The organism is Winogradskyella damuponensis, assembly GCF_039538385.1.
Classification (GTDB): domain Bacteria; phylum Bacteroidota; class Bacteroidia; order Flavobacteriales; family Flavobacteriaceae; genus Winogradskyella; species Winogradskyella damuponensis.
Map to the genome: position 1 here is coordinate 41,804 of NZ_BAABCB010000005.1, position 23,002 is coordinate 64,805.

At 32.0% G+C, this 23,002-nt stretch carries 20 protein-coding genes; 3 read left to right on the forward strand and 17 right to left on the reverse strand.

The features are described 5' to 3' along the window. Position 1 precedes the first annotated feature (1 nt). Complete coding sequence (locus ABD730_RS02815; RefSeq protein ID WP_344712399.1) at positions 2-1,036, reverse strand: o-succinylbenzoate synthase; 1,035 nt, start codon at positions 1,034-1,036, stop codon at positions 2-4. A gap of 59 nt (positions 1,037-1,095) precedes the next feature. Between ABD730_RS02815 and ABD730_RS02820 the strand changes: the two genes are divergently transcribed. Further along, a complete protein-coding gene (locus tag ABD730_RS02820; RefSeq protein WP_344712401.1) occupies positions 1,096-1,992 on the forward strand; it encodes a sterol desaturase family protein in 897 nt (298 codons plus the stop codon). A gap of 12 nt (positions 1,993-2,004) precedes the next feature. Here the strand turns inward: ABD730_RS02820 and ABD730_RS02825 are convergent, their stop codons facing one another. From ABD730_RS02825 to ABD730_RS02845, 5 genes are all read right to left on the reverse strand, one after another. After that, positions 2,005-3,960, reverse strand: coding sequence for a YgiQ family radical SAM protein (locus ABD730_RS02825; protein ID WP_334469807.1), 1,956 nt, complete (start codon positions 3,958-3,960; stop codon positions 2,005-2,007). Between the two features lie 79 nt (positions 3,961-4,039). After that, complete coding sequence (locus ABD730_RS02830; RefSeq protein WP_344712403.1) at positions 4,040-4,858, reverse strand: alpha/beta hydrolase; 819 nt, start codon at positions 4,856-4,858, stop codon at positions 4,040-4,042. A 42-nt stretch (positions 4,859-4,900) separates the two neighbouring features. Continuing rightward, complete coding sequence (locus ABD730_RS02835) at positions 4,901-5,578, reverse strand: metal-dependent hydrolase (protein WP_215924795.1); 678 nt, start codon at positions 5,576-5,578, stop codon at positions 4,901-4,903. 58 nt (positions 5,579-5,636) lie between these two features. Further along, positions 5,637-6,542, reverse strand: a complete 906-nt coding sequence (gene menA, locus ABD730_RS02840) for a 1,4-dihydroxy-2-naphthoate octaprenyltransferase (RefSeq protein WP_344712406.1) — start codon at positions 6,540-6,542, stop codon at positions 5,637-5,639. A gap of 15 nt (positions 6,543-6,557) precedes the next feature. After that, positions 6,558-7,397: a 1,4-dihydroxy-2-naphthoyl-CoA synthase gene (locus ABD730_RS02845; RefSeq protein ID WP_334469800.1), complete on the reverse strand. Its 840-nt coding sequence runs from the start codon at positions 7,395-7,397 to the stop codon at positions 6,558-6,560. A gap of 117 nt (positions 7,398-7,514) precedes the next feature. Between ABD730_RS02845 and ABD730_RS02850 the strand changes: the two genes are divergently transcribed. Further along, complete coding sequence (locus ABD730_RS02850; RefSeq protein WP_344712408.1) at positions 7,515-7,940, forward strand: hypothetical protein; 426 nt, start codon at positions 7,515-7,517, stop codon at positions 7,938-7,940. Here ABD730_RS02850 and ABD730_RS02855 read toward each other — a convergent pair. The 5 genes from ABD730_RS02855 to ABD730_RS02875 all read right to left on the reverse strand — a co-directional run bounded on the left by ABD730_RS02855 (position 7,928) and on the right by ABD730_RS02875 (position 12,684). Continuing rightward, positions 7,928-8,758: a CvfB family protein gene (locus ABD730_RS02855; RefSeq protein ID WP_215924799.1), complete on the reverse strand. Its 831-nt coding sequence runs from the start codon at positions 8,756-8,758 to the stop codon at positions 7,928-7,930. The two genes, ABD730_RS02850 and ABD730_RS02855, sit on opposite strands and share 13 nt — an antisense overlap. A gap of 86 nt (positions 8,759-8,844) precedes the next feature. Next, positions 8,845-9,183: a DUF2853 family protein gene (locus ABD730_RS02860; RefSeq protein WP_215924800.1), complete on the reverse strand. Its 339-nt coding sequence runs from the start codon at positions 9,181-9,183 to the stop codon at positions 8,845-8,847. A 108-nt stretch (positions 9,184-9,291) separates the two neighbouring features. Then, on the reverse strand, positions 9,292-11,052 hold the full coding sequence (gene menD, locus ABD730_RS02865) for a 2-succinyl-5-enolpyruvyl-6-hydroxy-3-cyclohexene-1-carboxylate synthase (protein WP_344712411.1): 1,761 nt from the start codon (positions 11,050-11,052) through the stop codon (positions 9,292-9,294). Between the two features lie 84 nt (positions 11,053-11,136). Further along, complete coding sequence (locus ABD730_RS02870; RefSeq protein ID WP_344712413.1) at positions 11,137-12,255, reverse strand: chorismate-binding protein; 1,119 nt, start codon at positions 12,253-12,255, stop codon at positions 11,137-11,139. 3 nt (positions 12,256-12,258) lie between these two features. After that, positions 12,259-12,684: a PaaI family thioesterase gene (locus ABD730_RS02875; RefSeq protein ID WP_334469791.1), complete on the reverse strand. Its 426-nt coding sequence runs from the start codon at positions 12,682-12,684 to the stop codon at positions 12,259-12,261. A gap of 53 nt (positions 12,685-12,737) precedes the next feature. On the opposite strand from ABD730_RS02875, the gene ABD730_RS02880 reads away from it, so the two are divergent. Beyond that, positions 12,738-13,376 carry an alpha/beta hydrolase gene (locus ABD730_RS02880; RefSeq protein ID WP_344712415.1) on the forward strand — a complete coding sequence of 213 codons (639 nt, stop codon included), beginning with the start codon at positions 12,738-12,740 and terminating at the stop codon, positions 13,374-13,376. 26 nt (positions 13,377-13,402) lie between these two features. Here ABD730_RS02880 and ABD730_RS02885 read toward each other — a convergent pair whose 3' ends face one another. The 6 genes from ABD730_RS02885 to ABD730_RS02910 all read right to left on the reverse strand — a co-directional run bounded on the left by ABD730_RS02885 (position 13,403) and on the right by ABD730_RS02910 (position 22,943). Beyond that, positions 13,403-13,801 (reverse strand): response regulator, encoded by a 399-nt coding sequence (locus ABD730_RS02885; protein ID WP_215924805.1) that lies wholly within the window; start codon positions 13,799-13,801, stop codon positions 13,403-13,405. A gap of 2 nt (positions 13,802-13,803) precedes the next feature. Further along, the gene (locus tag ABD730_RS02890; RefSeq protein WP_344712417.1) at positions 13,804-19,905 is read right to left on the reverse strand and encodes a PAS domain-containing sensor histidine kinase; all 6,102 of its coding nucleotides are present in this window, start codon (positions 19,903-19,905) and stop codon (positions 13,804-13,806) included. A 359-nt stretch (positions 19,906-20,264) separates the two neighbouring features. Continuing rightward, a complete protein-coding gene (locus tag ABD730_RS02895; protein WP_334469785.1) occupies positions 20,265-20,585 on the reverse strand; it encodes a YtxH domain-containing protein in 321 nt (106 codons plus the stop codon). 117 nt (positions 20,586-20,702) lie between these two features. Then, complete coding sequence (locus ABD730_RS02900; RefSeq protein WP_334469783.1) at positions 20,703-21,077, reverse strand: VOC family protein; 375 nt, start codon at positions 21,075-21,077, stop codon at positions 20,703-20,705. 46 nt (positions 21,078-21,123) lie between these two features. After that, positions 21,124-21,831, reverse strand: coding sequence for a DNA alkylation repair protein (locus ABD730_RS02905; protein ID WP_344712420.1), 708 nt, complete (start codon positions 21,829-21,831; stop codon positions 21,124-21,126). Then, positions 21,828-22,943: a suppressor of fused domain protein gene (locus ABD730_RS02910; protein WP_334469779.1), complete on the reverse strand. Its 1,116-nt coding sequence runs from the start codon at positions 22,941-22,943 to the stop codon at positions 21,828-21,830. The genes ABD730_RS02905 and ABD730_RS02910 overlap by 4 nt, the downstream gene beginning before the upstream one ends. Between the last annotated feature and the right edge of the window lie 59 nt (positions 22,944-23,002).

The following is a 23,002-nucleotide window of genomic DNA, read 5'->3' on the forward strand; positions in this document are numbered from 1 at the left end:
GTTATAAATTAAATTTCCAATGTTGTTTTAAATTGTAATGCAAAGTACCATTTTTTACAATTAAAGGCGAAGGAAAATTGTTTGTAAATAAACTTCCTGTTCCTAAACCTTGTGGCATTTTACTTTTTAAAGTGTAAGTCCATTGCGATATGGCATTTAGACCAATATTGCTTTCTAAGGCACTTGTTATCCACCATTTTATATTTAAATCTTCTGCAGCGTTAATCCAGTCTTTACTCCCTCCAAATCCACCAACCAAACTTGGCTTTAAAATAATATATTGAGGTTTTATTGTTTGTAATAGTGTTTGCTTGTTCGCTTTAGAAAATACTCCAATTAATTCTTCATCTAAGGCAATTGGCAAAGGTGTTACATCACAAAGCTTAGACATGGCCTCAAATTGTTGTGCTTTTATAGGTTGTTCTATAGAATGTAATTGGTATTCTGAAAGCTGTTTTAGCTTCTCTAAAGCATCCTCTGTTGAAAATGCTCCATTAGCATCAACTCGTAATTCAATATCTGAAACTGAAAATTCCTTTCTAATCGATTTTAAAATGTCTAATTCCGTTTGAAAATCTATTGCTCCAATTTTTAGTTTAATACAACTGAAACCGGCTTCAATTTTATCTTTAATTTGGGTTCGCATAAAATCTTCGTTGCCCATCCAAACTAAACCATTTATGGGTATGCCATCTTTTCCTCTTGAAAACTCAGAAGGAAATAATTCAAACGAATCTGAGCTACCTAAAGATTTGTAGGCCGTTTCCAATCCAAATTGAATGCTTGGATACGCTGTAAGTTCGCTTAAAAGGTTGTCTAAACCTAAGTGAATATTATTACAAACCCATTTCAATTTTTCTTCATAGTCTGGTCTATCGTCAACAGACAAACCTCTTAAAATACCACACTCACCTACTCCCGTTTTACCTTGATGCTCTAATTTTATAAACCACGTTTCTTTTGTGGTCATTACTCCACGCGATGTTCCACTTGGCCGCTTAAAATTTAAGATATATTGTTTGTATTCTGCTTTCATAAGAGTATTCAAAAATAGTCAATTAATTTCGTAAATTAGAGCTCAAATAACAACTCATAATGCCTGATTTTCCTAATATAATCTTGTACGCTATTCCTTTTTTTGTCTTGGCAATGTTACTAGAGTTATATCTAACTACGAAACAGCGCATTAAGAGCTATGAAGCTAAAGATGCTTTCTCTTCTATTGCTATGGGATTAGGTAATGTTATTTTAGGTTTTGCAAGTAAAGCTGTAGTATTATTCGTGTTTTTTTTGATATATGACAATTTTAGATTGTTTACTATTCCTATAGCTTGGTGGTCTTTTATACTATTATTTTTTGCAGATGACTTCGCTTATTATTGGTTTCATCGCGTATCTCATGAATGTCGTTTATTTTGGGCGTCTCATGTGGTACATCACTCTTCTGAGCATTATAATTTGAGTACTGCTTTAAGGCAAACGTGGTCTGGAGGATTTTACACCTTTATCTTTTGGTTATGGTTACCATTATTAGGCTTTCATCCTGCAATGTTGTTACTTCAAATGTCTGTTAGCTTGTTGTACCAATTTTGGATTCATACCGAAACTATAGACAAAATGCCTAAATGGTTTGAAGCTATTTTTAATACACCATCGCATCACAGAGTACATCATGGAAGTAACCCTATGTATTTAGATCGCAATCATGCTGGAATTTTGATTATTTGGGATAAATTATTTGGAACGTTTCAAGCCGAATTAAAAGATGAAAAAGTTAGATACGGTTTAGTGACAAATATAAACACTTACAACCCCGTAAAAATTGCATTTATTGAATGGCTACATATGCTGAAAGATGCTTTTACAGGTCAAAAATCTATAAAGCATAGATTCCTTTACCTAATTAAACCACCAGGTTGGAAACATGATGGTACAGGAAAAGTTTCGGATGATCTACGGAATGAATGGTTAGAAAATAATTCTAGAAAATAATCTATCTAAAGTCTAACGTCTCTTCTTTCGAGGTTTGTGTTTCTTTTTTCGACGAGCATATGTTGCAGGAACCGCATCATCAAATGTGTTTTTTACTTCTTTAAGATTTACACTTTTCCAGCCTTTGTCTTTTTTATCTTCTGGTAATAATCGTTCTACTAAATCTGTTCGACCAACTTTATTCAACGTTTTTTTAATCCAGTCTTTGTTTTCCTTTTTATACCAAAAGAAGAAACGATGTTGTTCATCTTTTTCTTTTTTAGATTTTGGTGTTTTAGTTGGCTTTAAAGTGTATGGATGATAACCACTGTAATAAATGACAGTTGCAACGGTCATTGGTGTTGGTGTAAATCCTTGTACTTGCTCTAACTGAAATCCCATATCTTTTGTTTCGGCAGCTAAATTTGCCATATCTTCTACTTCACAAGCAGGATGATTTGAAATAAAATAAGGAATTAATTGAAGCTTTAAATCTTTCTTTATATTGATTTTATCGAAACGTTCTTTAAACTTATGAAAATACTTAAACGAAGGTTTACGCATCAATTTTAAAACAGGATCTGAAGTATGCTCTGGTGCTACTTTTAGTCGACCAGAAATATGCTTTGTCATGACTTCTTCAGTATAAGCATCTAATTCTTTTGGGTCGGCATTTTTATTAAACTCTGGCACTAACATATCGTGACGAATACCACTTCCAATAAAAGATTTCTTTACTTTAGGATGTTTATCTACAGCCTGATATAATTGCGTTAACGGTTTGTGAGATGTATCTAAGTTACTACAAATTACAGGCGAAATACAAGAAGGAGCGACACATTTATCACAAATGGATTGCACTTTCCCTTTCATCTTATACATATTAGCAGAAGGCCCGCCAATATCTGATAAATAACCTTTAAAATCTGGCATATTTGCCACTTTATCAACTTCTCTTAAAACGGACTCTTCACTTCGGCTAGCAATAAATTTGCCTTGATGAGCAGAAATGGTACAAAAACTACAACCTCCAAAACAACCACGATGAATGTTAATTGAAAACTTAATCATTTCAAACGCAGGTATTGGTCCTCGTTTGTTATATTTTGGATGTGGTAAACGTGTGTATGGTAAATCAAAAGAAGCATCAATCTCTTCTTCTAACATCGTTGGAAAAGGTGGATTTATTACCAGTTTACGGTTATTTACCTCTTGTAAGATTCTATTTGCCTTAAGTTTATTTGATTCTTGTTCAATCACTTTAAAATTAGACGCAAATTTCTTTTTATCCTTTAAACAAATCTCATGTGAGTGAATTTCGACATCATCCCAATTTTTATTTTTGGGAAGTGCTTCATCTTCATCTAATAAAAAAGCCGTTTGTTTTATAGTTTTTAAACTTGAAAATGGTACACCTTTTTGTAGCAATTCAACAACTTCTCGCAAAGGTTGTTCTCCCATTCCGTATACCAACATATCTGCTTTAGAGGTTTCTAAAATAGTTGGCATAAGTTTGTCACTCCAATAATCGTAATGTGTAACACGACGTAAGGACGCTTCAATACCACCTATAAGAACAGGGACGTCTGGAAATTTTTCTTTTAAAATCTTTGAATATACAGATGTAGCGTAATCTGGTCTAAATCCTTTATCACCATTTGGTGTATAAGCATCTTTATCTCTACGTTTTTTACTTGCGGTATAATTACTCACCATAGGATCCATACAACCACCTGTGACTCCAAAAAATAATTTTGGTGTTCCAAGCTTCGTAAAATCTTGCAGATTATCATTTACACTAGGCTGTGGCACTATAGCAACCTTTAATCCATAACTTTCTAAAATACGACCAATAACTGCTGGTCCAAAAGACGGATGGTCTACATAGGCATCGCCACTAAATAGTATAACATCTAGTTCTGTCCAACCTCTAATTTTAACTTCTTTATTTGTGGTTGGTAACCAATCTGTGAGTTTATTAACTTTCATAACGTGGCAAAGATACGGCTAAATTAGTTTTACAGATAGGATACTAGATTTATCAATGATTAAAATGGTAAAATAATTGTTATTTAACATTTAAAATCCAAGTCAAAGCTTTTTCTTTTGTTGCTCTAAAAATGGTATTGTGTTTTTCATTAGGTTCATCAGAATATTTCCACACTAAGTTCTTTGAGGCTTTATTCTCTAATGTTTTTGCAAGATTGTTGGTGTGTGGAGAAATGGTCTCGTTAGCAGAACCTGCAAACCAAAATCTTATTTTTTTGTTAGATGTATTTTCTAAAAAAACTTTTGCTTTACGTACTAAATGACGGTTATTCCACCATAAAGAGGGATCCATAGCAATATAAAAATCAAACGTATTTGGATTTAAAAGAAGGGTTTCTACAACAAAAAGTCCTGCTAATGATTCTCCAATAATTCCCCTTTCTTCAGTTGTTCTATATTTTTTATTTATTTCAGGTACTAATTCTTCCAAAATAAATGCTCTATAATTTTTAGCTCCGTCTGTTAATGGACAATATTGTTCATCTTCTTTTATTACAGAAGCGCCTGATAAATCTCTTCCTCTATCCGTATTTTCAATGCCAACAAGAATAATTGGTGGAATACTTTTATTCTCAACAAGTTTAGCAATTGTGTTTGCTATGTGCGGAAAATCTTCTTGAACAATACCTCCATCTGGCATATACAAAACAGGAAAAGAATCATTAGTCGCTTTGTAATTTGGTGGTGTCCATACATTGATGACTCTGGTTTCGTTTACAAATTTTGATTCTATTTTAAAATCATCGTGTACTGGAACTGAGTCATTGTATTGTGGTACATCATTCTTGCAACTTAACATAAGGATAGATAAAAACAGAAGGCAAGCTAAGTTTTTCATATTTGAATTTTTACTTTAAAATTTATGACTAAAAAAATGATTTTATAACTCAACGCTTTCACCTATATCTAAAAGCATCAAATCCTTATCCTTATCAAAAAATTTACGTTTCGCAACTTCGTGATCAATTTCTATATATCCAAAAGTATCAAAGTGATAACCTAAGATCTTATCGCATTCTATAAAATCACTAGCAAGAATAGCATCATCAATGCCCATTGTAAAGTTATCCCCTATTGGCAATATGGCTAAATCTAATTTAGTTTGCATAGGAATGAGCTTCATATCCATAGTTAAAGCTGTATCTCCGGCAATATAAATGGTTTTGCGTTCTCCTTCAATAATAAATCCACCAGGTTGCCCACCATAACTACCATCTGGAAAAGACGACGTGTGAATAGCATTAACGTATTTAAGATTTCCAAATTCAAAATCCCAAGAACCACCATGATTCATAGGATGTCCTTCTAAATTTTTATTCTGATAATGTGTTACAATTTCATAATTAGAAACAATGATTGCTCCTGTACGTTTAGCAATCGCTTCAACATCTAAAATATGATCTTGATGTGCATGGGTCACTAAAATATAATCGGCTTTTAAGGCATCAATATCTATCGCAGATGCTTTTTCATTTCCAGAAATAAAAGGATCGACTAAAATATTAATATCTTTAATTTGTATCCCTAATGCAGCATGACCGTAGAATGTAATTTTCATGTTTTTATTATTAATGTTATACAGTTTTGTAATTTAAAAGCTGAAATATTCTTTAAAATTAATACAAAATATAGCCAACTCCTAATAGCAGTGAAAACAGAAATGTAGACAATGCCAAAACCTTTAATTGGCTATCAAAATCATCAGGTTCTATGGCTGATTTTATTTTTTTAACATGAATTATTAACGGAATAAAAGCAAGTAAATACATAAAATTATAAGGTGCTACATAATATAATATTGAAAATATTACGGTAATTAGCATGGCTCCTATGATAAGGATAAAGTGGTATTTTTTAGCTCGTGATAATCCTAATTTAACAGCTAATGTAATTTTACCTGCATTGGTATCAGATTCTATGTCTCGCATGTTATTTAAATTTAATACACCAACGCTTAACAAGCCCAATGCAATGGCTGGTAACGCAACTACATGATCTAAAACTTGCATATAAAGGACATAACTTCCAATGGTACTTATTAATCCAAAAAATATAAATACAAAAACATCACCAAGTGCACGATAACCGTAAGGAGAATTTCCCATGGTATAATTTAAAGCGGCATAAACAGACAGTCCACCTAGAATTACAAATAAAATTATATAAAGAAAATTATTAGGCCCAAAAGCTACCCACAAAAGGGATAAAGTCAATATAATTACGACAATAACATTAAATCGTATGGCTTCAAACATTTCGTTTGGAGTAATAGCACCACTTTGTATGGCACGTTGTGGCCCAACACGCTCATCATTATCTGTTCCTTTTATTCCATCACCATAATCATTAGCTAAATTAGATAATATCTGTAAGCTTATAGTGGTTAGAATTGCAAAAAATAAAATCCAAGGATTAAAATGGCCATTGTAATAAGCAAAACAACTACCAAGAATAATTCCAGAGACAGAAAGTGGTAATGTTCTTAAGCGCATGGCTAAAAGCCACGGTTTAATTTTCTTCATTTAAGCTTGGTTAAATTATGGAATCCATTTTTTAGGAAAATTAGGCTTCCTTTTCTCTAAAAAGGCATCTCTTCCTTCTTTAGCTTCATCTGTCATATATGCTAATCGGGTCGCTTCACCTGCAAATACTTGCTGACCAACCATTCCGTCATCTGTAAGATTCATTGCAAATTTTAGCATTTTTATAGATGTTGGTGACTTTGCTAATATTTCTTGAGCCCATTCGTAAGCTGTCGTTTCTAATTCTTCATGAGGAATAACCGCATTTACCATTCCCATATCAAAAGCTTCTTGAGCCGAATAGTTTCTTCCTAAGAAAAAGATTTCTCTTGCTTTTTTCTGACCGACCATTTTTGCCAAATATGCAGAACCATATCCTCCATCAAAACTAGTAACATCTGCGTCAGTTTGTTTAAAGATAGCATGTTCTTTACTTGCCAAAGTTAAATCGCAAACGACATGTAAACTATGACCTCCACCAACAGCCCAACCTGGTACAACAGCAATAACTGCTTTTGGCATAAAACGAATTAAGCGTTGCACTTCTAAGATGTTTAAACGATGGTAACCATCTTCTCCAACATATCCTTGGTGACCTCTGGCTTTTTGATCTCCACCCGAACAAAAACTCCAAATACCATCTTTGCTAGAAGGGCCTTCTGCACTCAAAAGCACGACACCAATATTCACATCTTCACCTGCATCATAAAATGCATCATACAGTTCTGAAGTGGTCTTTGGACGAAATGCATTACGTATATCTGGCCTATTAAATGCAATTCTGGCAACGCCATTACATTTATGATAGGTTATATCTTCATAAGACTTGGCAACTTTCCAATCTATATGGCTCATATTTATCAATATTTTAAGCGCAAAAGTAAGAAATTAATAATAATACGCTAAACTCTATTTTTTACTTTATTTTGTTATGCAAGCATAGTATATTTGCGGGTATATTATTAATTTACAATGCATTATAATCCCAACATATATAATAAACCATTTGAGACCTATAAAATAAAATTAGGAACTGTATATCTTTACCAAAATTTTATGGTTGCAGAGTTTATAGAAGGAGCTGATATAACTTTTAAAAACTTTGATGAGCTCTCTTTTATAGTAAAAACACATTTTAAGGATAGACCCTTTGGTTTTATTGCTAATAGAATAAATTCTTATTCTATAAACCTCAATGACGCAAAAATATTTAACGAAACATTTAAAAACCTAAAAGCTTATGCTATAATTGTTTATAGCAATCTTACGGAACGTATCATTGAAATCGAAAGTCTCTTTTTCAAATTCAACAGAAAAGTATTTAAAGATTTTGAAAACGCTATTACTTGGATTGAAGACACTTTGTCTCTACAAAATCCCGATTCTTACAATAAGTGAATACCGTCTTCTTTTATTTCTATTTGACGCTCTTTGTATAACGAGCCTATCGCTTTTTTAAAGCTTTTCTTACTCATTTGAAGCTGATCCTTAATATCTTCAGGGTTAGATTTATCATGAAGTGGTATAAAGCCACCATTATCATGTAATTCATTTAAAATATACTCTGCATTTGGTTCTATATTCCTATAACCTATTTGATTTAATGAAATATCTAACTTGTTATCTGGTCGTACTTTTTTTACTAAACCTTTAAGTCGGTCACCAACACTAATATCTTTATAAATATCATCCTTAAAGACTAAGCCTAAGTGTTTTTTATTGACAATGACATTCATGCCTAACTCTGATGGATGTGAAACAATTAAATCTACTTCATCAAACTGTGCAACTGTTAATTCTTTATTATCTAAAAACCGATTAGTTTTACTCGACGCTACTAAACGTTCAGACTCGTCATCTAAATAACAATGTACTAAATACCAACCACCTGCTTTCATTTTAAAGGCTTGCTCTCTAAAAGGACAAAACAATTCCTTTACCAGTCCCCAATCTAAAAAGGCACCATAATCTGTAACTTGATTACAACGCAGCAAGGCAAAGTCATCCTTTTTAATGTAAGGATGATCTGTGGTTGCAACTGGTCGTTCTTCATTGTCTAAATAAACAAAAACTTCAATTTTATCACCAATTTCAAATACTTTTGGTACATACCTATTAGGTAACAGGACTTCACCTTCTGCTCCATCACCCAAAAATAAGCCTGGTTCTGTATCTCTTAAAATTTCTAATGTATTGTATTCGCCTAAATTTATCATGTTGCAAAGATATTCATATTAATATAAAGAAAAAGCGCTATAATTATTTAATTATAACGCTTCTTTATACTTTAAAAAGTTAGCTATTAGTAAACAGACTCTTTTTTGAAATGCTTACATAATAAATAATAAACTACAGCTCTATATTTAGATCTATTAGATCTTCCATATGTTTCCATTACAGCATCAATTCCTTTATCTAAATCAGCTCCATCTTTTAATCCTAATTTCTTGATTAAATAGTTATTTTTCACTGTCGCTAATTCTTTTTCATCTGAACCAGAAACGGTAGAAGAATCTGCATTATAAATAGATGGACCTAAACCAACAGTTACTTTTGTTAATAAATCCATATCAGCATCAACACCACATTTATCTTTTAAATCTGCCGCGTATTTTACAATTAAATCATCTCTTTTACTCATGTTACACTATGTTTTTAAGTTAAATAAATTAGTTTTCCTAAAGGTAAGTATTTTTTAGAAACACTTAAAATGAAAAAGTCACATCTTAACTTTAATTTAATCCTTAATTTACTTGATAAACTTAAAATAATCTAATAGAATTTGATCATTAACACGAGAGTTTGTAAAGACTTCTAATAATTTAGGTTGCTTAGAAATAGCATAAAATGATTTTAAATTTTCTTCTAAAGACACTTCGTCTGAAGCCATATGATATTCAAAACCATACATTTCGCATAAGTGTTTTGCGTTTAAACCATGTTTAGTTTCAAAATAAGTGTCAAAATTCTCTGTGTTTTTATGACCTGGAAGAATTCTAAAAATGCCACCACCTTGGTTATTCACCACTATAATTCTAAATGTTTTGGGTATATAATTATTCCAAAGTGCATTACTATCGTAAAAGAAACTTAAATCTCCCGTTACAAATGTTGTTCGCTTTTCTGTGGCAACTGCGGCACCTATAGCTGTACTTGTACTACCATCTATACCACTTGTTCCTCTATTGCAAAATACATCGACACTTTTTTGTATTTGAAATAATTGGGCATAACGAATTGCAGAGCTATTTCCTACGTGTAATTGACTTTGTTTTGGTACACTTTTTACAATTGAGTTAAAAACCGTAAAGTCAGAAAATGGTAGTGTACTTAAATACGTTTCTTGTAGCTTTCTTCGCTTTTGACGCAACCCAAGCCAAGTCGATTTATAAGTACTTTTTGTATGATGTGTTACTTGTGGTAAAAACGCAGCTAAAAATGCATTTGGGCTTAATTTAATATGTTTTTCTAAACAGAAAAAAGTATCATTTGCTCTAGACAAACCAACATGCCAATGATGTTCTGGCTTATAGGTTCTTAAAAATATTTTTATCTTTTTTGAAACAATTAAGCCACCTATAGTAACCAAGATATCTGGCTGAAGATTTTTAAAACCATCATCATCTAAAGGTGCTATCATTTTATCTATTCCTGGGAAAAAATGAGGATGATGTAAATTAGATGTCGTTTCTGTAAATACAATGATACTATCATCGTCTGCAATTTCTTGTATCCATTTTTCTTCAATAGAATTGGGCTGCAAGACACCTACTAAAATCATTTTTCGCTTAGCGTTATGCCAAACATCTACTAAACTCTTAATTTCAAATTCGTCTACTTTATCTATTCTTGTTTGAATTTTGAAAGGCTTTGGATTTATAGATAACTCATCTACAATATCGTATAGAGGTTCGTCAAATGGAATATTAATATGAACAGGACCTGAATCTAACTTAGACATTGTTAATGCATCATGAATTTCAGATTCATTATACGTCTGAATATCTTTCTGTAACCCTAAAAATCGTTCTAATTTATTCTCAATATTTTTAAAAATACGCAATTCATTTTCTGGAAGTGTATTATCTGTCTTTTTTAAATCGAGTTTTAAATTGGCACTATATAAAACATGTTCTCCATAAACTCGTTTTTGTTTAATAGTTTGTCCATCTCCAATATCTATCAAATGTTTTGGTCTGTCTGCAGACAAAACCACTAATGGGATATTACTATAATACGCTTCTGCAATTGCAGGATAATAATTTAATAAGGCACTTCCAGATGTACAAACTATTGCAACAGGTTTTTGTAATTTCTGAGCAATACCTAAAGCAAAAAATGCTGCGCAACGCTCATCTACAATACTATAACAGTTAAAAAAATCATCGTGAGTAAAACCAATGGTTAAAGGGGCGTTTCTACTGCCTGGAGAAATAACTATGTGTTTTATATTATGCGTTTTGCATAAAGTAACTATAGTTTGGGACAAAGGTATTTTTGAGTACTTCATATAAATACAAAATTACCTAATAAAAGGAGATAATGAAATAGAGCTTCAACTAAAAATATAACTAATAACGATTACATTTTACACTTAATTAAGTACCATATTTATTGTGGCTGTTTTATTCACAGTTTCCTCCCATTCGTTCTCTGGGTTAGAAGCTTTGGTAATACCTCCACCTACATAAATGTTTGCTTTGGCATCTTTGAGTTGCATACAGCGTAAATTTACATAGAAATTAGACTGTGTTTTTACAACTGCATAAGCGTTATTCTCTACGTTACGTCTATTAGTGTTCCGGGTTTTGCTTTGTTTTAGGTTTAATTCGCCTAAAAAACCAGTGTAATATTCTCTATTATAGTTTTCATAATTAAGAATAAAATCCTTTGCTTTAGCTTTAGAGAACCCACAAACTGCTGGAGTTGGATGTAAGGCTTCGATTATAGCTTTTAAATCTGCATCGTCTTTTAAAACACTGATGATTCTCGTTTTAAGATGTAACAAGTTTCCGGCTCTTACGGTATCTACTTCTGATACATTAATGTTTGACGTATATGGTTTTAATTGTTCAGTTATAAAATCCGTTACAATTTGCTGTTCTTCAAACTCTTTGTTTGTCCAAGTTACCACTGACTGGCTTTGATAAGGCTGTGTTCCTGCTAAAGAAATGGTGGTGAGTCGTTTGCCTTCAACTTTTAATAATAACTCTGGCGTAGCTCCAATCCATAGTCCTACTTTAGGATGGTACCAACAGTACACCATCGCATTTGAATAGGTATTAAAAAGGCGTTTAAAAATGGTTAATGGATTCGTATCTTGAAGTGATTTTGTTTGGCAGCGTGATAATACTACTTTTTGTAAATCGTTATTTTTAATACTTTGGATACCTTTAGAAACTAAATCGATATGTTGAATTCTCTCAGTTTCACTTTGAATGATTGCGGTAGATTCAAAATCTTCAACGTCTAAACTATCCGTCGTTATTTCAGAATATAGACAGCGTTCTTTTGGAAAAAGAATACTGTTTTGTTTAAGATCAAAAGGAGCAAATAAAAATCCACTCTCAGTAAATGTTTCCGATTTATGAACAGTATCATCTTCTTGCAACCAAGATTTAATGATTGAATTAATTGGTCTACTATAAACTACAAAAGGTAAATTGTTTTTGTATTGCTGCTCTAGAGCATCAAAAAAGGACATCGCATCCATTACTTATTTCTTTTTTGGAAGTGAAATGGTAGATAATCTACATATTGAGATAAGATTATCGGCTTCGTCTGTCACTCTAATATCTAGCAGTTGTGTGGTACGTCCTTTATGCAAAAACGTCGCTTTAGCATAGATATAACCTTCGGTTACACTTTTTAGATGATTCGCTGTAATTTCTAAGCCACGTACAAACATATTCTCGGTATCTATAAAAATATGCGATGCAAAACTACCAACACTTTCTGCTAAAGCTGCTGTCGCTCCTCCGTGTAATACTCCATCTGGTTGGTACACTTTGGATGTTACAGGCATTCTGGCCACTAAAAAATCATCTCCAAAGTCCACCATTTCAATATCTAAGGTTTCCATTAAGGTGTTTTTGCTTGCTGCATTCGCTTTGGCTAGGAAATCCTCTTTAGTCATTTGCATATAAAAATAGTATTTTTGAATCGATTACAAAGATACAGAAACCGCCTAGAAAAATGAATTCACAAGAGAAAGAAATCTCATACACCAGTACCAACTCCTACTCTACTTTAAATACACTTACGGAACGCACAAAAACGGTTTGGTTGGTGTGTCATGGCATGGGCTATATGAGTCGTTATTTTCTTAAATACTTCAAAGGTTTAAATGCTGAAGACAATTACATTATTGCGCCACAAGCTCCCAGCAAATTTTATATTCAACCTAAAATGCATGTTGGTGCTAATTGGCTAACGCGTGATAATACCGAAGCCGGAATGGAAAATATTGTAAACTATATTGATGCGGTATTAGAAGTTGAAAAAATTCCTGAAGGTGTTCATTTAATCGTTTTTGGCTATTCTCAAGGCGTTAGTGTAGCCATGCGATATATTGCAAAACGCCAACTGCAATGTGATCAGCTTGTTCTTCATTCTGGTGGAATTCCAAAAGAATTAACCGCTAAAGATTATAAGTATCTATCTAAAGACACCAAGGTAAAACTCATGTATGGCACTGAAGATGAATACTTAGATGAGCAAAGAATTGTACTTGAGTCAGCACGAGCCACAGATCTATTTGGAGACAAGGTTAGCTTTATGCCTTTTAAAGGCACACATGTTGTAAATGTTGAGTTTATTGAAAAATTGGTCTAAGCCAAACTTCAACAACAAACCGCCATTTAAAGATTAGCCATAATTTCTTGTAACTGTCCCGCCTTTATAGGTTTTATAATATAGTCAGAAATGTCACTAATATTCTTAGCACGTTCAATATCCACAGGGTCTACAGAAGAAGACACCATATAGATAATTATTTTCTTGTTTAATTTTGGTTTTATCTTAACGTACTCTTCCATGAATTGAAAACCATCCATAATAGGCATATTTATATCTAAAAATATGATATCTGGAAGTTCTTCATTATTATAAAGATTATCTATCAAAAACTCTAAGGCCTCTTCACCATCTGAAAAAAGACTTATTTTTTTATCTAAATCAATGGACTTAAGTATTTTAACAATAGTAAATTGATAAATATCATCATCATCAACCACACATATATTGTAATTACTGTTCATAATTAAAAAATTATTGTAAATGTTGTCCCTTCATTAACTTTACTCGATACATTAATAGCTCCACCCATAGCTTCAATTTGTGTTTTGGTCATATATAACCCCACTCCTTTAGCGTCAGGATGTCTGTGAAATACTTTATTTAAACCAAAAATTTTATTACCATGCCTATCTAAATTTATACCTAAACCGTTATCAGATATCGTTAATTTAATTTTTTCGTTGTCTCTTTCTGATCTAATGTTAATTTCTGGGTCTCTATCATTAGACCTATACTTTATTGCATTACCTATCAAATTGAGGAAAATACTTTCTAAATAAATTTTATCATAATTTATTAATGGCAATTTAGAAAAATCCGCTTTAATTATAGCATTAGTTTTTAATATTTCTCCACTTAAAATATCTGTTGTTGTTTTTAATACATCTTCAAACAAAATATCTTCCTTCTCCCTAGAGTTATCACTTCTAATCTTTAATGCTTCTACTAAGGTATTTAAGGTTACGGTAAGATGGTTAATAACGGCCTCGAATTTTTTAAACAAAAAGTCCTTTTCTTCAGCATCATCAGATTCTACATAAAAACCTAAAAGCGAATTTAGATTACTTACTGGCGCCCGTAAGTTATGAGAGGTAATCTGCGCAAAATCTGCAAGTTGACTGTTTTGAATAATTAATTTCTGTGCTAAAATTTCTAAATCATTTTTAGCATTTATTATTTTTTCTTGTGCGGTTTTTTGTATGGTAATATCTCTTATAGCCGCTGAAATTAATAAGCCTTCTTCTGTTTGAAGTGGGCTTAAACTTATTTGTATTGGTATTTCCATACCATTTTTGTTCCTGGCAAATAATTCTTTTTCATTTCCAACTCCCATGGTTCTCACTCTAGGATTAGCGAAAAATCCATCACGATGCAATACATGATCTTCTGAAAATTGTTTAGGAATAAGAATTTCAACGGATTTATTTATTAATTCTTCTGCAGTGTATCCAAATAGTTTTTCAGCTTGTTTATTGATCAGTTGAATATTCCCTTCTGCATTCACAATTACCATGGCATCTGGTGCTGACTCTAACAAGCCTCTAAATTTGTTTTCTGCCATACGTTGCGCTGTCACATCTTGGCAAGTACCTACCATTTCAACCACATTGCCCATACTATCTACCACAACTTCAGCCAAAAGTTGTATGGTTTTTACTGTTCCATCTCTTAATGTAATACGATGCATTAAATCAACATCGTTTTTATCGTTAATTGACTTCTCTATATACTCAGTTACCTTTTCTTTATCATCAATATGAACAAAGCTAAAATAGGTATCGTATGATATTGCTACGCTTTCTTCTACTCCAAAAATATTATACAAGTTGGCAGACCATTCTACAGCATTGGTAATAAGATTCCATTGCCAATTCCCCATCATCGTTATTTTCTCTGCAAAAGTTAATAACTGATTTTTACGCAAAATTTCATTTGCGGCTTGTTTTTGCGCAGTTATATCTCGTATTGCTGCAGATAACAATAGGCCTTGTTCTGTTTCAAGAGGGCTTAAACTTACTTGAATAGGAATTTCTTTACCTTCCTTATTTAAGCCATATAATTCTTTTCTCGCTGATGTTAATCGTTTCTCAGGATCATCACTAAAAAAACTAGCACGATGCTCTGTATGCATACCTTCAAATCGTTTAGGAATAAGCATTTCTACCTTCTTACCTATCAACTCGTCCATATGGTAACCAAATAATCTTTCGGCTTCTTTATTTATTAATTGGATTTCATCGTTTTCATCTACAATTACCATAGCATCTGGAGCTGATTCTAATAAGCCTCTAAACTTATTTTCCTCCATCTTTTGTTCGGTAATATCTTGGCAAGTTCCCATCATTTCAATAACCTCGCCTTTATCATTTAGAATAACTTCCCCTAAGAAATGGACGGTTTTAATTTTTCCGCTACCTGTAATAATACGGTGTATAAAATTACTTGGGAACTTTTTTTCTAGGAACGAACCTTCTACATAGTCCGTAATATATTCTTTATCTTCTGGATGAACATAACTGTAAAACGTATCATACTTTAAATCTGTTAAGCTTTCATCATGTTCAAATATTTTATACAAATTAGTAGACCACTTTAGGCTATCTGTAACAACATCCCATTGCCAATTACCCATCATAGTTATTCTTTCGGCAAAACTTAGAAAGTGATTTTTACGTATAAGTTCTATCTCTGTCATTTTCTGAGCGGTCACATCTTGACATGTTCCTATGATTTCAGTAACATCTCCAAACTCATTTGTAGCCACTTGCGCTAAGAGTTGTACAATTTTTACGGTACCATCTGCTAATTGAATGCGGTGTACTATATCTGTAAAAGCCTTATCTTCAACAGTTTTACGCATATGCTCTGCAACACGTTCTTTATCTTCTGGGTGTGTATATTCAAGATAGGTTTCTAAAGTTATATGCCTACTTTCATCTAATTGAAAAATACGATACAGGTTAGCTGACCATTTAACCGTGCCATTTGCCATATCTGCCTGCCAATTCCCCATCAAGGTTATTTCCTCTGCAAAATTTAGGATTTGATTTTTACGTAGTAATTCGTTTTGTGCAATTTTTCTATCTGAAATATCATTGGCTACTGCTAAAAAGCCTATTTTTTCGCCTTCATTATTTTTAATAGCCGTTAAGGTTAATTCTACAGGAAATGTTGAACCATCTTTTCTTTTGTATGTCCATTCTCTTGTGTCGTGTGCATTTTGTTTTGACAACTCTAAATAAGGACTAAAACCATCAAGGTCTTTATTATACTTTTTGGCAATGTCTTCCTTAAATTCTAAAAGCTCTTCATCTAAATGATAAATATTTGGTTTCTTTTTTCCTATCATTTCTGAAGCAGAATAACCTAACAAAATTTCTGCTCCATGGTTAAAGTGGTTAATGATTCCATCATTATCAACCGATACGATAGCGAGTGGACCAGAATTAAATATCGCTTTTAATTGTGTGTTAGCATCAAACAATTCTCTCTCGGCAACATAAGCTGCTGTAATGTCTTGGCAGGTACCAATCATTTCAATAATATTACCAAATAAATCGGTAATAACTTCACCTAACAGCTGTACTATTTTTATTTCGCCATTACCAGCGATAATACGATGTGTAAATCGTTTAAGTTTTTTCTCTACTCTAGTTTGATCAAAATAATTGGTTACAATGTCTTTATCTTCAGGATGAACAAAACTAAAATACGTATCAAAGCTTAAATCATTGACCTCCTTATCGAGTCCAAAAATATTATACATGTTAATAGACCACTCTACCTTATTGGCAACCGTGTCCCATTGCCAATTACCTAATAAGGTAATCTCTTCAGCAAAATTTAATAATTGATTTTTTCTTATGAGTTCATTTTTAGCGACTCTTCTTTCGGTAATGTCAAATGCGACTCCTAAAAACCCGATTTTCTCGCCTTCCTCATTTTTAATTGCTGTTAAGGTTAATTCTACAGGAAACGTAGAACCATCTTTTCGTTTATACGTCCACTCTCGTGTATCGTATTCATTACGCTTTGCTAACTCTAAATAAGGATCAAATCCTTCTGGATCTACACCATACTTTTCTGCTATATCTATACGAAATTGGTCTAGTTCTTCTTCTAAATGATAAATTTCTGGTTCTTTTAATCCTATCATTTCTGAAGCTGAATAACCTAGTAAAAGTTCTGCTCCACTATTAAAATGGTTTAATATCCCATTATTGTCGGTAGATACAATAGCTATAGGTCCTGAATTAAAGATTGCCTTTAACTGCATGTGGGCTTTATTTAATTCCATTTCAGCAGCCTTAGCAGCAGTAATGTCTTGACTCGTACCATTTATTTTAACAACCTCTCCATTAGTTTTAGTAATAACTTCACCTAAAACCTGAATGGTTTTTAATACGCCATCATCTGTAATAATTCGATGCGTAAACTTATGGAACGATTTTTCTTCTATTATTTTATTTATGTGTTCTTTGACAAAATCTTTATCATCAGGATGAACCAGATTAAAATACGTATCAAAATTTAAGTTATCAGCATCTTTATCAAGGTTAAAAATATTATACAGATTATTAGAACTTTCAATCTCTCCGGTAGCTACATTCCATTGCCAATTCCCCATTAAGGTAATCTCTTCTGCAAAATTCAATAAGTAATTTTTTCTCAAGAGTTCATCTTGAGCCATTCTTTTTTCTGAGACATCTGTAGACACGCCCAAATACCCAATAAGTTTTCCTTTTTCATCTTTAATAGACGTTAAGGTTAATTGAACAGGTATAACAGACCCATCTTTTCTTAAATAATGCCATTCTCGAGTATCGTAAGCATTATATTTTGCTAATTCTTCTTGCGCACTAAAACCCGTTAAACTTTTACCATATTGTTTAGCTATATCTTCTTTAAAAGCATCCAATTCGTCTCTTAAATGGTATAAGATAGGTCTTTCTATGCCTATCATTTCATCTGCTGAGTAGCCTGTTAAGACTTCTGCTCCAGGATTAAATTTACTAATGATACCATCTCTATTTGTAGCAACAATAGCAATTGCGTTAGAATCAAATATGGCTTTTAATTCTGTATGCGCCTTATTTAAAGCTATTTGCGAAAGCTTCTTCTCGTTAATATCTTGAAACACTCCAAAAATTCGTACACATTTTCCATCTACAAATTCTGCCTGACCAATAGCACGTGTCCAAACAATATTACCTTTTAAGGTTACTAACTCAACTTCGATATCATAAGGTGTACCATTTTCTATAGCTTCATTTACGGCTTTTTCAATAGTATCTCTACTATTTCCTTCCTTGAAAAATTGGATGGCTGTTTCTAAATCTGGCTGAAAACCTTCAGGCGCTTCATGTATTTCAAAAACCACTTTACTCCAAAAAATATTGTTTTTAATTAAATCAATATCCCATGTCCCAAGGCGAGACACTTCATTAGATTTTTCTAATATTTTTTCTATTCGATTTTTTTCATCTTCTTTTTCTTTTAGGTGTGTAATATCACCCGTATGCATTAGTAAACCTCCAATTTTACTTTCAGAAATATACCAAGGACGTATATCCCAAAAAATCCATTGTACTGTTCCATCTGCACGAACAAAGGGTGCTTCATCACAAGTATCAATAGCACCGTTTAAACATTTTTGGTGTGCTTCTTTCCACTCTTCTCCTATTTCTGGAAATAAATCATAATGGCTTCTACCCACAATCTCTTCATTCTCCATTTTATAATCAGCAATCCATCGTTGAGATACCGCTATATATTTCATATCGTTATCTAACATGGCAATCGCTGTTGGAGCTTGTTCTATAAACACTTTATTGTAAGCGTCTTTTTTTTCTAAATCTGTTTTAAGGCTTGTTAGTTCTAATAAATTCTCCTTTATCCTCGTTTCAGATTTTGCTAAATCACTATTTACCTCTAAGAGTTTATCATTTTGCTTAAATAATTGCTTTTGTGCAGGAACTAAAATAAATAGGAACTCTCCCATTAATATTAATATTGCAATAAATGCAAGAATATAAATTGTTTGTAAAAGGCTATGAAGATTTTGATCTGCACTTTTTTGATATTCACTTATTACAGACTGCATTGTTAAAAAATAAGGTAATTCTGAGTCTGCTATAATATCTACATCTTGGGCAATTAATTTTCTATTTGAAGTATTTATAATATTCTTACTGGCAGAAACTATTTTTTGTGATTGCGTCCCTGTAACCTTAAACAAAGAATCTAAAACTTTACTGCTTCCTTCTTGCTTATTTACAGAATCTAAATAACGATGTGTCTTTTCAAATTTATCAACGTAACCTTTAAACGAATCTATTATATCTGAACTGATTGTATCACTATTATTACTTTCAAAAGAATATACGAGGCTGTTCATGCGCTCATTTAACAAACACTGATCAGATGCTTTATTAATTAATAAAGCTACTTTTTTTTGATTATTAACGCTACTTCGTAGAATAACTAATGCAGCTATAATAATTAATATAATTGTAGATATAAAAAGTAAATATCTTTTTTTAATTGAATGTTCTAATCTATTCATTAACAGTTTTTAAATAATCAAATACGCCTGTTAAAAAGAAACAGATACATTGAGATACATATGCTATAAAAATATTTTAACTATAATATTTCCCATATATAGTATATGAGACACATTCAATTCATTAAGAGTCACTTATAAATAAAAAAAAGATGAATATGACTTGGGAGCAATACACATAGATAAAGTGTGTAAAATACAAAAAAAATGTTAATGTATTTAAATGTCTAGATTAAGTTAATATGAATTAATTAAAAAACACGTTCAATAATTCTTTTCAATAAAAACAAAAAAAAATGAGTCTTTTCAAGATTTGAAAAGACTCATTTTTAAAAGAAAATTACATTTATAATATTACATTAACTTGTCTTCTGAAGGGTTTTATTCTTATCTTTTAAAATAGCTAATTGTTTTTCTAAAAAGGTAATAGCTTGTTCTGTTTTATAACTTGATTTTGAAGCAAAATCTTCTAAATCTTGTTTCAGTTTCTCTTTACCTGAAGCCGCTGCTTTAGATAAATCTTCTTTTACTTCGGTAAAATCGTTAGTAATTTGATCTTTAATTACTTTTCCCTCTTTTTTTAGTTTATTTCTTGTAACGCTTCCTTTTTCTGGCGCAAATAAAACGCCTGCTGTAGCTCCTAATAATGCTCCTAATACTAATGCTCCTTTATGAATCATAACTTTTTCTTTTTTTATTAAACATATGTTCTACTTTATACGTCGTAAAACAGACTATTTTGTTACAAACAAATTTATTACCAAGCATTTATGGAAACATTAAGTTATTAAAAACGGTTATTTAACTTGTGCATTGAATTCTCCAAAATGCCATAGGATTCCCGAAGGATCATGAAGAAAAAACTCATTTCCCCAATCATTATAAACAATCTCTGAGCACCTGACATTTTCATACTTTTCTATTAATCCACTTTGCTTCAAATGTTGAAGATGGTTTTGAACATTATCAACTTCAAGAAAAACCATAGTATTATCTATCCAATCTTTTGCGTAATAGTCTTGTAAATAAAAGGCAAATTCTCCTGTTTTAAATACCGACATATTATGAGAAATAACAAATTCTTCAAACCCTAAATCTTTATAAAATTCTCTAGAAATATTGTAAGCTTTTGAACCTATGAATGGTCTTATGGATTTTGGCTTTAGTGTCATATATCTTATATTATAGGATAATAAGTGGTCATTAAACTTTAGGAATCTAAAACCTATAAATAGCTCTCGGATAATCGGACATTCTAATGCCTTCCTTTTGCAATTCGGCTAACGCATTTTTGGCTATCCATTGAGCAGATTTACTTTCAAATTCTAGAATGTCATTAGCGACTTCTATGGCTTTACGATTGAGGTCTACATTTCGTTTTCCTATGTTTCTTAAGGCCCAATTTACGGCTTTTTTCACGTAGAGCCTCTCATCATGGGCTTCGCGTTTTATAATTGATAAAAATTGTTCAAATAAGGCGTTATCTGAAGTTTTATCTGCCATACAATACGATGCTAAAGTAGCAAATGCTGCTCTCTTCTCAAACTCTGGTTCTCTTTGTGACCATTCTAATATTTTTGCAAGAGCAAAATTACTTTTTGAAAACAACCCCATACAAAAGCTGTCACATATTTCCCAATTCTCAAAGGTCTTTACCCATTTTTCCATGAGCTCCTCTGTAATATCTTTGGGTTTAAATAGTTTGCTACATAATAAGCGCGCTTCGTAAATTTCACTATCAAAAAGCTGTAAAGCGAGTGTATTGTCTACACCTATTTCTTTAGCTATTACTTTTAAATCCTTATGATAAATGCCTAATGAATTATTTGAGATAATTCCGAATTTCTTCGCTTTAAAAGCTACTTTATCCTTGTCTTCTAAGTCATAAAGGCATTGTATAATTTCATTATAGGTCAATCTACTCATATAACTTCTTGCCTGTCTAAAGAAAAAACGTGCTCTCCTATATTTCTTAGTTTCTCTAAAACACCGTCACTTCCATTATTAACAATCTCATTTCTTTCTTTTTCAGAAATTGGAACCATCCAGAGAAAATTAACTTTAGACAATCTATAATCATCAAGCTCTGGTTGAGGCATAAGATCTAATTTATTTGTTAGGATTACTGAATTAAATTTAGTTGAATTAATCGTTGGAAAATCAATAGTATGACCTTCCCCTAAAAACGTAACATTATGCCAAGGAATTGTAGATTGACCACTAATCCATTCTGCCAATTGTTGAATTTCTTTTTCAGAAAACACAGAATCTAAGATAAGACCAAGTTCAATTCTATTTTTTTTATACCGATCTTCAACATACATCTCAATTACTGGCATAGGTATTATAGAAAGCCCAACGGTTGCAAAAACAACTTGAGATTCTCCTTGTCTTAAATAAAGTCCTTTTGGAGGCCAATTATTTCCATCTATAGCATAATATTTATCATGTGTTCCAAATGCTTTATCATAAGCATCTATAATTTTTGGCTGTTGCAGGTGAAATGGGTTTATTTCATTATCCCAAGAATCCCAATAGGCTTTACATTCTTCAATGCGTTCTATAAAAACATTCGATTCCGTTAGTTCCCACGCAAAATTTCCTTCTCCAATACAATCTTTTGCATAACCATTAAAACCATTGTCTCCACTCCAAATTGGAATAATAGCAATAACATCATCTTTCAACAAAAGTGCTGCAGCATCTCCTTCTTCTGTCCAAATGATTTTTAAATCCTCTTTGTTTAGTTTTTCTTGACCATTAGGAAATTTACAAAACTGCTTTGGCAACATAGGTGGAACTCCCTTTTCCATAAGCTGTTTTTCTAATGTATTAGGTGCTTCTTTCAAGTTTCTTATCCAACATGATTTAACACCAAAATTAGAATTTTCGTTTCCCCACAAATAAAAATAAGCAACTCTATTATCTTGTTCTACAATTGCTGTAATCGGACAAGAAGGCGATTTCAATTCCAAAAGAACTTCTGCTTTTTGAAATTCTTTATCTTTAGAAGAAAATAGATTTTTAAAAAAACTCATAACTATTAATCAATAGGATGCAACTTAGATACTAAAATTAGTACTTATGACGAAGATAA